The sequence below is a fragment of the Christiangramia lutea genome, assembly GCF_022489035.1.
Taxonomy (GTDB): Bacteria; Bacteroidota; Bacteroidia; order Flavobacteriales; family Flavobacteriaceae; genus Christiangramia; species Christiangramia lutea.
Window position 1 is genome coordinate 786218 of record NZ_JAKVTV010000001.1, and the last position, 14019, is coordinate 800236.

Here is a 14019-nt window from a genome sequence, read left to right on the forward strand (position 1 = left end):
ATATATACCCAGTTTTTTTAAGAAATCATCAATAATAGCCGTCAAGAGGTAATTTGTTACTCAGTAACATGTCTTATCCATAATAGCCCCTTTAGCTAAGAATTATGGGAAGCCGCAACATCCATGATGAAGGTAAACACTGAGCCCTTACCCTTTTCACTATCAACGCTTAATTTACCTTGGTGACGTCGCATTATTTCATTGGCGAGATAGAGACCAATACCAAATCCAGAATAGGTCTCATCATTCTTAAAATCTATACGATAAAATCGCTTGAATATGTCCTTCTGATTCTCTTTATCTATTCCAATACCTGAGTCGATCACACTCACCGCGACTTTAGACTCACCTGCTTTTTTAATTTTAATCTCAACATCACTATTCTGCGGGGAGTATTTAATAGCATTGGTAACCAGATTAATCAATACCTGACCAATTCTATCCTTATCGGCATAAACATGACAGTTATATTTTTCCGTAATTTTTATATTGGAATGAGTATTTGTATAATTAATATCCTGAATGGTTTCTGAAATGAGATCATTCAAACTGAAAATTTCCTTTTTAAGGTTCAGTTTATTTTTCTCGATCCTTGAAAGATCCAGCATTTCCGAAATAAGCCTGGTCAATCTCACCACCTGCTGGTCTATACGTTCTAAAGATTTCTCGAAAGGAATGGAAGTTAGGGGAATTTCCTTTTCCTTTTTCAACATGCTAAGCAGTAACTGCACGTAACCTTTAATGGAAGTCACCGGTGTTTTTAATTCATGACTTACCAGTTTCAGGAAGTCTTCTTTTCTTTTTTCCTCTGCTTTTATCTTCTGAATTTCGGTAGCTGTGCTTATCCATAACTGGATATTTCCATTTTCCTCTTTTATCGCTTCTGTTCTGTTCAGATGCCATTTATATTTCCCTTTTTTATTTAGGTACCGCAACTCCATTTCGAAGTCTCTACCTGTTTTCAAGGAATATTCCCAGGACCTTTGAAAATCTTCTTGCTCGGAAGGATGAATTAGATTTTCAAGGCCTTGTTTCTCGAACTCTTCTTTTGAAAGACCAGTATATTCCAGCCAACCCTGATTGAAATAGATTACCTTACCATCTGGATCTATGTTCGCAACTTTTTCAGGCATTAGATCTGCCATCTGCTTGTATCGCGCTTCGCTTTCTCTAAGAAGTTCCTTCGATTTCACCATTTCTGAAACATCTAAGGCCATATTAAGAATACCATAGATTTCCCCTTTTTCATTCCTCAGAGCTTTGTAAGTGAAATTGAAGTAGCCGGTTTTTAGCTCATTATCAATAACCAGGTCTACCGGATCTTCCTTACCCCAGTAAGTTTCTCCTGTAGCATATACTCCCTGTAGGAGATCGTGAAATGGCTGCCCCTCCAGTTCAGGTAAAGCTTCATGAAGAGTAGTGCCTATCACCGATTTTTCTTTGCCCCAAAGTTCTATCATGGCATCATTTGCCATTTCAATACGCATTTCCTTACCGGTATAAAGAGCCGTGGCCACATCGGCCTCTTCAATAATTGTTCTAATTCTGTGCTCCTTTTCCTTAATTATCTGTTCTTTGGTCTTTGCTTCATCTATATCGATTACGATCCCAATCATACCTTCGTATTCTCCGTCTACATTAAATTTAGGACTACCACTATCCAGGACCCAGATATACTCCCCGGTTTTGCTAAGCAATCTGAAACTCGTATGAAAATGCTTTCTATTATGATTGGCTTTTAAAAAGTCACTTTTCACACGCTCCCTATCTTCAGGATGTACGGCATCGAACCAGCCGAAATCAAGGGCTTCCACTTCACTTTGACCTGTGAATTCATACCACTTCCTATTGAGGTAGTAATTCTGTCCATCAGATTTTGTGATCCATATAATTGCAGGTACTGCATCGATTAGCTTCCTAAGTTCTGCCTCGCTTTTTTCAAGTTTTTTCCTTGCTTCAACCTTCTCTGTAATATCTATAGCATGAACAAAGATCCCGGTAACTTTACCAGCTGGATCCACCAGAGGCTGGTAAACGAAATCCATAATTGAATTCTTTAAGCCTTCTTTCCCAGCGTCCAGTTTTACCGAGATCTCGCTTCCAATAAAAGCTTTACCAGATTTATAAACGTTATCGAGCATTTCATAAAACCCCTGGCCTTCGAGCTCGGGAAGTGCCTCTCTCACTGTTTTGCCAATTATATCCCGGTGCCCGATAATCTTATAGTAATTCTCGTTTGCCCGATCAAAAGTATGATCAGGCCCCTTCAACAAACAAACCACTGCTGGAGCCTGTGAAAAAATGGCATCAAAATTATCAAGTTGATCGGTCTTTTTACTAAAGGAAATGATTAGCCATTCAGAGGATAACATTTTGCTCGCATTTACCAAAAATGTCCTTTTTCCTGAGTTATATTGATTTATTGAAAACTCAACATCGGTTATAGGTCTGTTCAAGGAAATTGTAAGCAGATTGTCCTTTAAAGTTTTAAAAGCGCCATCAGGATTATTTAGTTCTAAGACTAAAGAATCTTCACTTCGGAAATCAAGGGAATCATAGAAAACAGTATTTGCGGCTATAAAATTGAAATTTTCATCAAGGATTAGCATAGCCTCACGAGATACTTGCAAAATGGAATATGCAATTTCCTCTAAATTTTTGTCTTCTTTTTTTGTACTTTTTGATTTCCCGAAGTCTTCTGCCATTCTATAATGATAATGAAAATTATTGATGATCTTATAAACAGTACTAACTCCTGAGATTTCAAGGCTTTTACCCAGGTTGGAAATTCAAGGTATTTTGCAACATTTAAAGTACAATTTTTAAAACAAAAAACCCCGCATAATTATACGGGGTTTTTAAGTACTCGAGGTGGGAATCGAACCCACACTCCCGAAAGAACTGGATTTTGAATCCAGCGCGTCTACCAATTCCGCCACTCGAGCTTATGGACGGCAAAAATATAAAATTTTTACTTCAGATAAATGAAAATTTGATAAATTATCCAGAGGGAAAAAACCTTAAAATAAGGTAGAGTACGTTTGATTCTAAAAAACTAAATTTTATAAAATGAAATAAAGCGGCCTAAAGACCGCTTTATTCAGGCTAGTAAATGAGTAAACATGCTTTAGTTTCTCAGGTTCCGGCAAATTTAAATGCTAGGTCTAAATTACGAAATACCCAAAATTGGGTACTTTAAGCAAAGACTCTCTAAAAGTCGTATTTACATTCTACGGCGTAGCGAAGTAATTCCCCTGCGCCTTGCAGGTTTAATTTTCTGATCATATTCTTTCGATGGGTTTCCACGGTGGTTTTACCAATAAATAAAGCATCGGCGATCTCCTGGTTCGTCTTTCCCTGCCCTACCAGCTTAAGGATTTCCTGCTGACGCCTGGTTAGCAAGGGTTTCTTTTTAGCGGCATTCTCACTGGAATCGGCTTCTATATTTGGATCATAATAAACATCTCCGGAATGTACCTTTCTAATTGCAAAAAGGAGCTCCTTTAAGCTGGCATTCTTCAGTATATAGCCTTTCGCACCAGCGCTAAGCATTTGTTCCACGGCATTATCCTGGTCGAACATAGTAAAAGCGATAACCTTAATTTCCGGGTTTTTCTTTAGGATAAGTTTGGTAGCTTCGATCCCATCCATCACAGGCATACGAATATCAGTAATTACCACATTAGGTTTCTTTTTTTCCACCAGTTCGATGAGCTCCTTGCCATTTCCGGCAAAACCAAGAAACTCTATGTCTTCTTCGTGTTCAATAAAGACTCTGATTCCGTCGATCAAAGCAATGTGATCTTCGGCTATGGCTAATCTAATCATGATACCGGCATATTTATTATAACTGATGTTCCTTTTCCGGCAACACTATCAAAATCGACCGTGCCGCCTAGATTTTCTATTCTTTTCTGAATTGAATAAACCCCCATTCCTTCCCTTGGTTTCAGTCTGGAGATATCAAAGCCACTTCCATCATCTTCAACCAGAATATTTATGGAATCTCCATAATGAGTGAGGTGAATTATGGCCTCACTCGCGTTCGCATGTTTAATAACATTAGTGATAAGCTCCTGAATGATCCTGAAGATCATAATTTCCATTGAGTTTTCCAGGCGATCTTCCATACCGCTATCTTCTACTTCTATGGTTAGTTTATTAGAAGCTGAAACCTTACTGGCAAAGTTTTTAACGGCCGGCAACAGACCTTCCTGTGCATGAACACCCGCATTCTTGGCATGAGCAATGGTTCTCACCTGTTGGTATGCCTCATCTATCAGTTCATCGGTTTGCCTTATCAACCGGTCTTCCTCATCTTTCATCCTGTCCTTTTTAACTTTCAGGTTCTGAAAATGAAGTTTCAGAGTTGCCAGTAAACTCCCAAGGTGATCGTGCAGATCATTGGCTATTCTTTTTCTTTCTTTCTCCTGACCTTCGATCATGGCATCGATCCCGGCAAGTTCCTGTTGCTTTAGTACATTCTCAAGGTGCTGTTTCTGAACCTGTATTTCCTTATCTGCGATCTTTTTCTTGGAGCGCATATTCTTGTAGGCCAGAAATCCTATTACGATTATTAGAACTAAAGATGCCAAAGCTAGTAAAAGCCAGATCCTGTTCTGTTTAAGCCTTAGGTTCTCATTCTCCTTTTTTTCTACTTCATATTTAGTCTGAATATCAAGCATGGCTTTATTCTGCTCGCTTTGTTGAATACTATCGCTGTAAATATTCTTAAGTTTCAGGTATTTGTAGGCCTTTTCGAAATCCTTATCCAATTCATAAGCATCGGCCATATGGTCGTACAGTAGCCTTTTATTCTCTTTTTCATATTCTTTGGGAGCGATAGCCTCAGCCTTTTTATAATAGGCGATAGCCGAATCATATTTCTTTAATTGCTTAAAAACCGAAGCCTTGTTATTAAAGATATAAGAAATATAATCTGTTAGATCTCTTTTCTTATATTCTTTCAGAGCAATTTCATAATGAAATAAGGCCGAATCTTTTTCAGGGGTCATCTCACCAAAAGCTACTCCCAGGTTGTGATGCAACTTGGCATTTAGCAGGGAATCCCCGGTTTTCCTGTTCTCTCTGATCGCCTGCCGGTAGTAGCCGATGGATCTTTGCACATCTGAGCTGATAAAAATAGCGCCCAACTGCATGTAAGCCTTGGCAAGAAGGTCTGGATCGTTCTTTTCACGTGCATAATCCAGATACTCATCCATAAAAGGCTGAGGATCCAGATCCTTGTTCTTACTCGATGTAAGAATAGGAATGATCTTAAGATTGATATTAGCTACCTTTTCAAGACTATCCAGAGCCTTATATTTCTTTTTTGCGATCATCCAGTACCTGAAGCTTTTATCGGCCTGGTTTTCCTGTGCTTCCCATTTACCAAGCAAATAATAAAACCTGGCATTTTCAGCCTGGTCTAATCTGGTAGAATCGATTTCTTTAAGCAAGGCTCCTGCCTTATCGATCTCCCGGGCATCTATAAGGCTATCGATGATATTGAATTCCTGGTTCTGAGAATAGGAAATAACAGTTAGCAATAGGCTAACTGTTAATGTTATAAAATATCTCATAAAGAAGAATAAATCAACCTCCGGTACCTACTAAAATTCCTCCGCCCGCCGTTTCGGGGACAAATTTTTCATTATTACAGTTTTCCACCTTAGTTAATTCAAAAACAACATTTATTATCTCTGGGATGTTTTGTTTCAGTTGTAATTCAACAGGATAATCGTCATACTTTATATCGTTGGACTCCCTAATACTATCAGCCAGAGTACAACCACAGTAGCCTACAAAATCGACTTTAATTGTTTTCTCATCTAGAAAATAGGCTTTCAGGACTTCAAATTTATTTGGAAATCCTATACGAATTCTTACTTCCGTTAAATTTTCACCGTCAGTTTTAAACTTAAACTTTTTACCATCTAACTGAAATTGGGCATGAAAGTATTCCTTAGGCATAAAAAAATTTTATTTGGTTAGTATTAAGATTCTGTAGGGAGCTCTAATTTCTAAAAAAAATCGAAAAATCCTCATAAATACCTCAATTTTAATCCGATATACTAACACAATTAAGAAAAACTATACCAAACTAGGAGAAATTATTCCATTAGTGAGACATTTTGCTACAAGCTCTGTAGTATTACTGCAACCGCTTTTATGAAGTATGTTTTTGCGGTGTGTCTTGACGGTATGGGGTGAAAGGTGTAGTTCCTTTGCGATCTGTTCGGCGTTATGCCCCCTGGACAGCCTTATCAGGATCTGCTTTTCTCTTTCAGTGAATAATTCTGATAGATCCTTTTTTCCTCCTTCACATAATTCCGGATCAAATTTTCCAGTAGAAATATCAACATTGAAATAACACTTTCCTCCATTAATATTAATAAAGGAAACCGCATTTGTACTAGATATTTTTAAATGAGAAACATCTGTTTGAATGCAGAGCACATGCTCGGGAGCTCCATTTTCAAGAACACTTAACGGAATGGCCTGGTAAAGCATAGTTCTTATTTGACCAGAAGAATCTCTCATTCGATAGGAAAACATGTTCTTATAGGAAAGCACATCTTTCCTATCCAAATAAGTAGTATAGAAGTCACTTACTACCTTTCCCTTTAAATTGATCCCTTCAAGTTCCTCAGGCAGAATTGCCCTTAAAAGGTCCTGTAGAACTATTTCCTCCACAGGCTTAGCCACGAATTGCTCTACAGATTTTGACACATATTCCAGCTGAAAATCATGCAAATTGACGATGTATAAATAAGAATTACCAAGAGCGAACATGGAAGCGTATCTTTTAAAATCTTCAGAAATTTCGAAAGGACGGTATTTCTTCACCCGGCTGGAATAAACCTTTTTCCAGTAATCTGAGATCTTTTTCAGATCCTTATCCATAAATCTTTTCAATTTAGATAAGTAAATATAAGACATGTAATAAACCTGGAAAATATTAAGTATGTGGAAAATAAAAAGCCCTAGGAGCCATCCTAAAGCTTTTATACTAACGTCTTATAATTAGCATTGGAATATGGACACAAAATTATCTTTTTACCCCAACAAAAAAACATTCTGGATATTTGACCCTACCCAAATTTCCAGGTGTTACAGATTTCTTGACTAATCATTAATTTGGAAAGGCAAGATAGATTGGTAGGTTTGGATTCGAAATACCTTTTTAAAGGTATTTTAGAACTGTTACCTTATCCACCTAGATTTTAGCTTAGGTTTACACCTTTGCTATTATTTGAATAAATTGTACTTTCGGATCTTCCTTTTTAAAAGTTTTATATGTCTCAATTTTGGCTCTATTTCAAGCTCGGGCTGGACCACGTTCTGGACTGGCAGGCATACGACCATGTCCTGTTCTTAATTGTTCTAGTTGCGTCTTACGGCTTTAGCACATGGAAACGAGTATTATGGCTGGTAACTTTATTTACCCTGGGACATACAATGGCATTATTCCTCTCGGTCTACGAGATCGTAAGAGTAGATTCAGATTATGTAGAATTCCTGATTCCGGTAACTATCCTGGCCACTGCAGTTTTTGATATCGCCACGGCCGGAAAAAAGGTAAGGAACACAAATTACAGCGTTCTTTATTTTATCACGGTCTTTTTTGGTCTAATTCACGGGCTTGGATTTTCATCCTATTTCAAAATGATCGCTGCAGGTGCCGAAAGTAAATTTCTTCCCCTTGTGGAATTCGCCCTGGGAATAGAGGCCGCACAAGTGATCGTAGTACTTATAGTGATGATCATAGGATTTCTTTTACAGAACGTACTCAAGGTTTCAAAAAGAGACTGGATCCTGGTAACCGCTTCGATTGTAACCGGGATCATTATTCCTATTCTTATCGAAAGTTATTCTTCCCTTTAGATATTGAAATTTTCGGGGGCATTTTTACCAATAATCTTTTAATTTGCAGTCTATTATTAATTTTTAGACCTATTAGTCTTTTCCCAGATCTATGAATCAAAAAAAACAGCAAAAATTCGACAGGGCTTACTTGAGAATTGCCAGAGAATGGAGTAAATTATCACATTGTAATAGAAAACAGGTTGGCGCGTTAATTGTGAAGGATAGAATGATCATATCAGACGGGTATAATGGAACACCCAGCGGATTTGAGAACTTTTGCGAGGATGAAGAAGGATATACAAAATGGTATGTTTTGCACGCGGAAGCCAATGCGATCCTTAAGGTTGCCGGCTCTACCCAATCTTGTAAGGATGCCACTTTATATATTACAATGTCCCCCTGTAAGGAATGTAGTAAATTGATACACCAATCTGGTATAAGCAGACTGGTTTATCAAATAGATTATAAGGATAATTCCGGCCTGGATTTTTTAGAAAAAGCAGGAGTAGAATTACAGCAAATAACTGAGCTAGAAGATTGAAAGGAAAAAATAAAATATACACGCCACTTCTTTTAAGTATTGCCTGTGCGATTGGGCTCATCCTTGGTGCGCGATTGAATTTTGACCCTTCAGACGAACTATTTTCTGCCAATCCAAAAAAGCAAAAACTAAACCGACTCATAGATTACATAGACTATGAATATGTAGACGATGTTAATACAGACAGCATCGTAGATGTTACCGTCGATAAAATCCTCGAGAACCTTGATCCCCATTCCGTATATATTCCGAAGGATGAATACGACAGGGTTACCGAAAATATGAAAGGAGACTTCGTGGGAATTGGGGTTAGCTTTTATAACATTAATGATACTATAGTTGTAATTAAAGCCCTGGAAGGTGGCCCCAGTGAAAAAATGGGCATTCGCGGCGGCGACAGGATACTTTATGCGAACGGAAAAAAGCTGTTTAATTTAGCCATCAGCGATGACTCCATTACCACCCAGCTTAAAGGCAAGGCGAATACAAAGGTTACTTTAAAGGTTCTTCGCAAAGGCATTAATGACTTACTAACTTTTAATATTAAAAGAGGAAAAGTTCCTTTAAAAAGCGTTGATGCTTCTTACATGCTTACCGAAGATTTGGGTTACATAAAAGTGGACAGGTTTTCTGAAACTACCTACAAGGAGTTTAGCGAGGCAATTAAGGAATTAAAGAAAAATGGGGCTAAAGAAATAGCCCTGGATCTTCGTGACAATCCAGGTGGATATCTTTCTGAAGCCATCAACATTGCCGATGAGTTCATTAAAGACGAAAAACTTATTCTGTTCACCAAAAATAAAAGCGGGGCGATCGAAGAAACCTACTCGCAAAGAGAAGGAAGCTTCGAAAACGGAAAGGTTTATGTACTGATCAATGAAAATTCGGCTTCTGCCAGTGAAGTAGTGGCCGGGGCTTTGCAGGACAATGATGTGGGCACCATCATTGGCCGAAGATCCTATGGGAAAGGACTCGTTCAACGTGAAATGGAACTCGGAGACGGTAGCGCAGTAAGACTTACCATTGCGCGCTATTATACACCTACCGGTAGATCTATCCAAAAACCTTATAACAATGGGAATGAATCATATTTTAACGACTATATGCGACGTTATAAGAACGGCGAACTTAACAGTGAAGATAGCATTGTAGTAAATGATTCTCTTAGATATGTGACTCCAGGTGGAAAAATCGTCTATGGTGGAGGAGGTATTATTCCTGATATTTTCGTTCCCAAGGATACAGATTCTGAAAAAGAAAAACTGACCTTCCTTCTGCGCGGCGGATATATGAGTCGATTTGTTTTCAATATCCTGGAAGAGAACAGGGAATATTATAATTCAATTAGCCGGAAAAACTTCAGAAGCGAGATCAGGATCACCGATAAAATGATTTATGACTTTGACAGGTATTTAGGACAAATGAATATTGGAATGAGTTCGACCAGCGAATCTCATAAACCTCTTTTAAAGAAATATTTAAAAGCCGAAATCGCACAACAACTTTTTGGAACTAATGCATTTGAACGGTATTTAAATGAAGATGACCGAATAATTGAGAAAGTAATTGAGTTGTCCCGCGAAAAATAATATTTTGGACGGGCATGCAGAATTTCCTGGAATATTTATCTATGATCTGGCCGCTCTCCCCTCTATTTTTATTTATAATAGCGGTGAGTTTCAGGTTAATGGATAACAGTGCCTATTTGTTCCTAAAAAACGAGATCCTTATAAATTCCTCAAATGTTTCTCGTAAACTTCTAAAAAAGCATATCAACATTGCAGAAGACCCTGAATTCATAAGGAAATTAAGAAGAGCCCTTTTATACCGAAATCTTCAGCAAAGCTTTATGGTACTGGCAATTATAAGCCTGCCCTTGAGCTTAATGTTTTTCTTTTTAATTTAATTTATCGTGCACTTTTGTGTGCTCCCCATTATTCCATTCGGTAAGTATATCTGTAGCAACTGCAGCCCCACTACCACTGGCAATTGCATACTGGCTGCGCCAACCTGCAAGCGTTCCTGTTACATAAAGCCCTGGCTTTACAAGGTGATCTTCATTTTTCAGCTGCACCCTGTTCTTCGAAGCCTTCGCTTTTTTATGAGGGATCACATATTCCTCCAAACCAGCGATCCTAAACGGACTGGCATACCCAACCGTGACTACGATGGATCTGGCAGAATAAGAATTTTTATTACTTATGACCTCAAAACCACTGTCAACTTCTTTTATTTCCTTTACCTTTTCACCAGAGATCTGTTCCAGCTTCGGGTATAGATCTGAAAGCTGATTTGCACCTTCTCGAAGAAGATCCATTCCCTTAGTTTCAGGAGCGATTCCGAAGACATTTCTCAGCAACGCAGATTGCAAATGAGAGCTTTTTTGATGCAGGATTATTCCTGCTCTTTTATTTTCTGCGTAAGGCTTTTCAAGACCTGATCCAATCACTAAGGCACACGAAAGGCCGGCTGCTCCACCACCTATGATGAGAACATCAAAATTCACCTTACTCATGTTTTTTCGAAATCGTTCTTGAAACAAGCAGAATCACCATAAGCACGATCACACAAAGACTTGCCAGCATGACGATGAGAGCTTTTGCACTTTCTCCTTCGGTTAGATTATCAAAGTTGAGTTCGCCGGCACTAATCCCAATAAATACAAGAGCCAGGAATATAATGGTATAAATAAAATATTTCATTAAAATAAATTCTGAATGTTTGCAGCGAATAACTTAACCGCAATGGCAAGCAAGATCACCCCAAATACCTTTCTAATTACATTGATACCCTGCGATCCCAGGATCTTCTCGATCTTAGCGGAAGATTTCAGAACCAGGTACACAAATATAATATTGATAATTATAGCAACAATGATATTTACCGTTTCATATTCAGCCTGAAGTGAAACCAGTGAAGTCATGGTTCCCGCTCCAGCGATCAATGGAAATGCAAGTGGCACTACAGATGCGGTTTCCGGCGCATCATCCTTGTAAAGACTAATTCCCAGGATCATTTCCAGGGCCAGAAAGAAAAGAATAAACGAACCTGCAACAGCGAAGGAATTTACATCAATTCCAATAAGATTAAGGATCTCCTTTCCAAGAAAAAGAAAAACTATCATAATGATCCCCGCCACGATAGAAGCCTTCTCACTTTGAATATGCCCTACTTTCTTTCTAAGATCGATAATGATCGGGATATTCCCAATGATATCTATAACTGCAAAAAGAACCATACCTGCAGTAAATATCTGCCTGAAATCTAACACTTTAAACATAGCTACCTGTTTTCAAAATTGGCGGCAAAAATACTTCAAGATATCTGATTGACAATCGGGTAGCCAGGTTAAATTTATGTAAATTTTATTGCCGTATTTCTTCGCCTTAAAACATAGAAAATTATCTTTGTCACATGTTTCAATTAGGGAAAACTTTAGTATCAGAGGAGATCATTAAAAATGATTTTTTATGCAACCTTTCCGCCTGCAAGGGAGCTTGTTGCGTAGATGGAGAAGCGGGAGCACCGGTAGAGCCCGAGGAAAGAGAAATTATGGAAGATATCTACCCAAAGGTTAAGCCCTATCTTCGGAAAGAAGGGATAGAAGCCATCGAAAAACAGGGGGTTTATATTACTCGTGAAAATGGTGAGATAGAAACCCCGCTAATAAATGGTGCAGATTGTGCTTATGTTACTTTCGATGATAAAGGCACTGCCCTTTGCGGTATAGAAGAAGCCTACAACCAGGGTGATATCGACTGGAAAAAACCTGTTTCGTGCCACTTATACCCGGTGAGAATTCAGGAATATTCGGCTTTCTCTGCAGTGAACTACCATCGCTGGGAGATATGCGATGATGCCTGTAGTCTTGGCGCTGAATTGCAGGTTCCTATCTATAAGTTTGTGAAGGAAGGACTCATTAGGAAATTTGGAGAAAATTGGTTCAAAGAATTGGAGGAGGTAGCTAAGGATATTCAGAAAAAATAATCAAGTTTTAATTGGGTTCAACTCGCATAATTTCGAATTTAGACAGGTTTTCCCTAAATTAGTATTTCAATTTCATTCTCCAATTTTTATTGAAGTAATTATAAATGGCCTTTTGATTAAGCCTGTGGCTATTCAATAATATATCTACAGAATTTTAAATTTATCTATACCCACAAATTTTATAGATAACCAATCAAAAAATTTAATTCTGTTTTTGTTGAAAACCGGCACTAAATCGCCGGTTTTCTTCCGTTATAAGTACAAAAATGTGGAGATTTTACAGAAAATTTCAGCCTTTTCTACAACCACATTCTTTTCAATTTAATTTTCAGGTTATCAAATTATTAACAATTTATAAATATCTGTTTATCCGTATTTTATTGTTAGTTATAAACAAAAACACTAATAAAACCAGACGAAGTGCGTGTTGAAAACTTTGTTGAAAACGTTTAAGGCAAAATCTTTCATTATCTATCTCATTTTTAAATATTTGTTAAACACTTTTCAATACTAACCACAAAGACCTAAAATTTTAACAATTATGGCGCAGATTGAACCCATTTTGCAGGAGAACAAAGATCGCTTTGTGATCTTCCCGATTAAACATCATGATATTTGGGATTGGTATAAAAAAATGGAGGCTTGTTTCTGGACTGCTGAAGAGATAGACCTACATCAGGATCTTACAGACTGGTCTAATAAGCTAAATTCTGACGAGCGCTATTTTATAAAACATATTCTTGCATTTTTCGCGGCTTCAGATGGGATAGTGAATGAGAATCTGGCCGAAAATTTCGTAAATGAGGTTCAGTATTCTGAAGCCAAGTTCTTTTATGGTTTCCAGATCATGATGGAAAATATTCATTCTGAAACCTATTCTCTATTGATCGACACATATGTAAAAGATGATAAAGAGAAAGATCAGTTATTCAAGGCTATCGAGGTTTTTCCTGCGATCAAGAAAAAGGCCGATTGGGCTCTTAAATGGATCGAATCAGATTCTTTCGCAGAAAGATTAATTGCTTTCGCTGCCGTTGAAGGAATATTCTTTTCCGGAGCTTTCTGTTCCATCTTCTGGCTGAAAAAACGTGGATTAATGCCAGGACTTACTTTCTCGAATGAACTTATTTCGAGAGATGAAGGTATGCATTGTGATTTTGCAGTTCATCTGCATAATAATCACCTGGTTAATAAAGTACCGAAAGAAAAAATTAGAGAGATCATCCTTGATGCTCTTAATATAGAACGTGAGTTTATCACAGAATCCCTTCCTATTAGTTTAATTGGCATGAATGCCAAGTTAATGACCCAATATCTTGAATTCGTAACCGACAGGTTACTGGTAGAACTGGAATGCGAGAAAGAATTCAATGTTTCAAATCCATTCGACTTCATGGATATGATCAACCTGCAAGGCAAAACTAATTTCTTTGAGAAACGTGTTAGCGAGTATCAGAAAGCGGGTGTAATGAACAAAGACAAAGAATCAGATGAGATCAGCTTTGATGCTGATTTTTAAAGCCCAACTGCGCTGTGTCCCCCAACGCGGCGCAAGTTGATCTTTAATTTTTTCACTAGAAATATCACTTTATAATCGCGGTGTAAACGGCCGCACAGGATGG

General features: G+C 37.9%; 14 protein-coding genes and 1 tRNA gene. 6 read left to right on the forward strand and 9 right to left on the reverse strand.

Annotation, left to right across the window (positions count from 1 at the left end; translation table 11 throughout):
* Positions 1 to 95: 95 nt before the first annotated feature.
* The 6 genes from ML462_RS03615 to ML462_RS03640 all read right to left on the reverse strand — a co-directional run bounded on the left by ML462_RS03615 (position 96) and on the right by ML462_RS03640 (position 6906).
* The gene (locus tag ML462_RS03615; RefSeq protein ID WP_240712361.1) at positions 96 to 2705 is read right to left on the reverse strand and encodes a PAS domain S-box protein; all 2610 of its coding nucleotides are present in this window, start codon (positions 2703 to 2705) and stop codon (positions 96 to 98) included.
* A 158-nt stretch (positions 2706 to 2863) separates the two neighbouring features.
* Positions 2864 to 2945 (reverse strand) — tRNA-Leu (locus ML462_RS03620).
* Positions 2946 to 3210: 265 nt separating this feature from the next.
* Positions 3211 to 3828 (reverse strand): response regulator, encoded by a 618-nt coding sequence (locus tag ML462_RS03625; protein WP_240712362.1) that lies wholly within the window; start codon positions 3826 to 3828, stop codon positions 3211 to 3213.
* Positions 3825 to 5582 (reverse strand): tetratricopeptide repeat-containing sensor histidine kinase, encoded by a 1758-nt coding sequence (locus tag ML462_RS03630; protein WP_240712363.1) that lies wholly within the window; start codon positions 5580 to 5582, stop codon positions 3825 to 3827. The genes ML462_RS03625 and ML462_RS03630 overlap by 4 nt, the downstream gene beginning before the upstream one ends.
* Before the next feature lie 13 nt (positions 5583 to 5595).
* Positions 5596 to 5973 (reverse strand): hypothetical protein, encoded by a 378-nt coding sequence (locus tag ML462_RS03635; RefSeq protein ID WP_240712364.1) that lies wholly within the window; start codon positions 5971 to 5973, stop codon positions 5596 to 5598.
* A gap of 120 nt (positions 5974 to 6093) precedes the next feature.
* A complete protein-coding gene (locus ML462_RS03640; RefSeq protein WP_240712365.1) occupies positions 6094 to 6906 on the reverse strand; it encodes a response regulator transcription factor in 813 nt (270 codons plus the stop codon).
* A 393-nt stretch (positions 6907 to 7299) separates the two neighbouring features.
* Here ML462_RS03640 and ML462_RS03645 point away from each other — a divergent pair, with 393 nt between their 5' ends.
* The 4 genes from ML462_RS03645 (at position 7300) to ML462_RS03660 (ending at position 10316) form a co-directional block, all read left to right on the forward strand.
* Positions 7300 to 7887 carry a HupE/UreJ family protein gene (locus ML462_RS03645; RefSeq protein ID WP_240712366.1) on the forward strand — a complete coding sequence of 196 codons (588 nt, stop codon included), beginning with the start codon at positions 7300 to 7302 and terminating at the stop codon, positions 7885 to 7887.
* A gap of 91 nt (positions 7888 to 7978) precedes the next feature.
* Complete coding sequence (locus ML462_RS03650; RefSeq protein ID WP_240712367.1) at positions 7979 to 8410, forward strand: deoxycytidylate deaminase; 432 nt, start codon at positions 7979 to 7981, stop codon at positions 8408 to 8410.
* Positions 8407 to 9999, forward strand: coding sequence for a S41 family peptidase (locus ML462_RS03655; RefSeq protein WP_240712368.1), 1593 nt, complete (start codon positions 8407 to 8409; stop codon positions 9997 to 9999). Before ML462_RS03650 ends, ML462_RS03655 begins: the two co-directional genes overlap by 4 nt.
* A 14-nt stretch (positions 10000 to 10013) precedes the next feature.
* Complete coding sequence (locus ML462_RS03660) at positions 10014 to 10316, forward strand: hypothetical protein (RefSeq protein WP_240712369.1); 303 nt, start codon at positions 10014 to 10016, stop codon at positions 10314 to 10316.
* On the opposite strand, the gene ML462_RS03665 is transcribed toward ML462_RS03660, so the two are convergent.
* The 3 genes from ML462_RS03665 to ML462_RS03675 are packed head-to-tail and all read right to left on the reverse strand — an operon-like array spanning position 10308 to position 11690.
* Positions 10308 to 10925 carry an FAD-dependent oxidoreductase gene (locus ML462_RS03665; protein WP_240712370.1) on the reverse strand — a complete coding sequence of 206 codons (618 nt, stop codon included), beginning with the start codon at positions 10923 to 10925 and terminating at the stop codon, positions 10308 to 10310. The two genes, ML462_RS03660 and ML462_RS03665, sit on opposite strands and share 9 nt — an antisense overlap.
* Positions 10918 to 11112: a hypothetical protein gene (locus ML462_RS03670; protein ID WP_240712371.1), complete on the reverse strand. Its 195-nt coding sequence runs from the start codon at positions 11110 to 11112 to the stop codon at positions 10918 to 10920. The genes ML462_RS03665 and ML462_RS03670 overlap by 8 nt, the downstream gene beginning before the upstream one ends.
* Positions 11112 to 11690, reverse strand: a complete 579-nt coding sequence (locus tag ML462_RS03675; protein WP_240712372.1) for a MarC family protein — start codon at positions 11688 to 11690, stop codon at positions 11112 to 11114. The genes ML462_RS03670 and ML462_RS03675 overlap by 1 nt, the downstream gene beginning before the upstream one ends.
* Positions 11691 to 11824: 134 nt before the next feature.
* On the opposite strand from ML462_RS03675, the gene ML462_RS03680 reads away from it, so the two are divergent.
* Positions 11825 to 12397 carry a DUF3109 family protein gene (locus tag ML462_RS03680; protein WP_240712373.1) on the forward strand — a complete coding sequence of 191 codons (573 nt, stop codon included), beginning with the start codon at positions 11825 to 11827 and terminating at the stop codon, positions 12395 to 12397.
* Positions 12398 to 12938: 541 nt separating this feature from the next.
* A complete protein-coding gene (locus tag ML462_RS03685) occupies positions 12939 to 13916 on the forward strand; it encodes a ribonucleotide-diphosphate reductase subunit beta (protein ID WP_240712374.1) in 978 nt (325 codons plus the stop codon).
* The last annotated feature ends 103 nt before the right edge of the window (positions 13917 to 14019 follow it).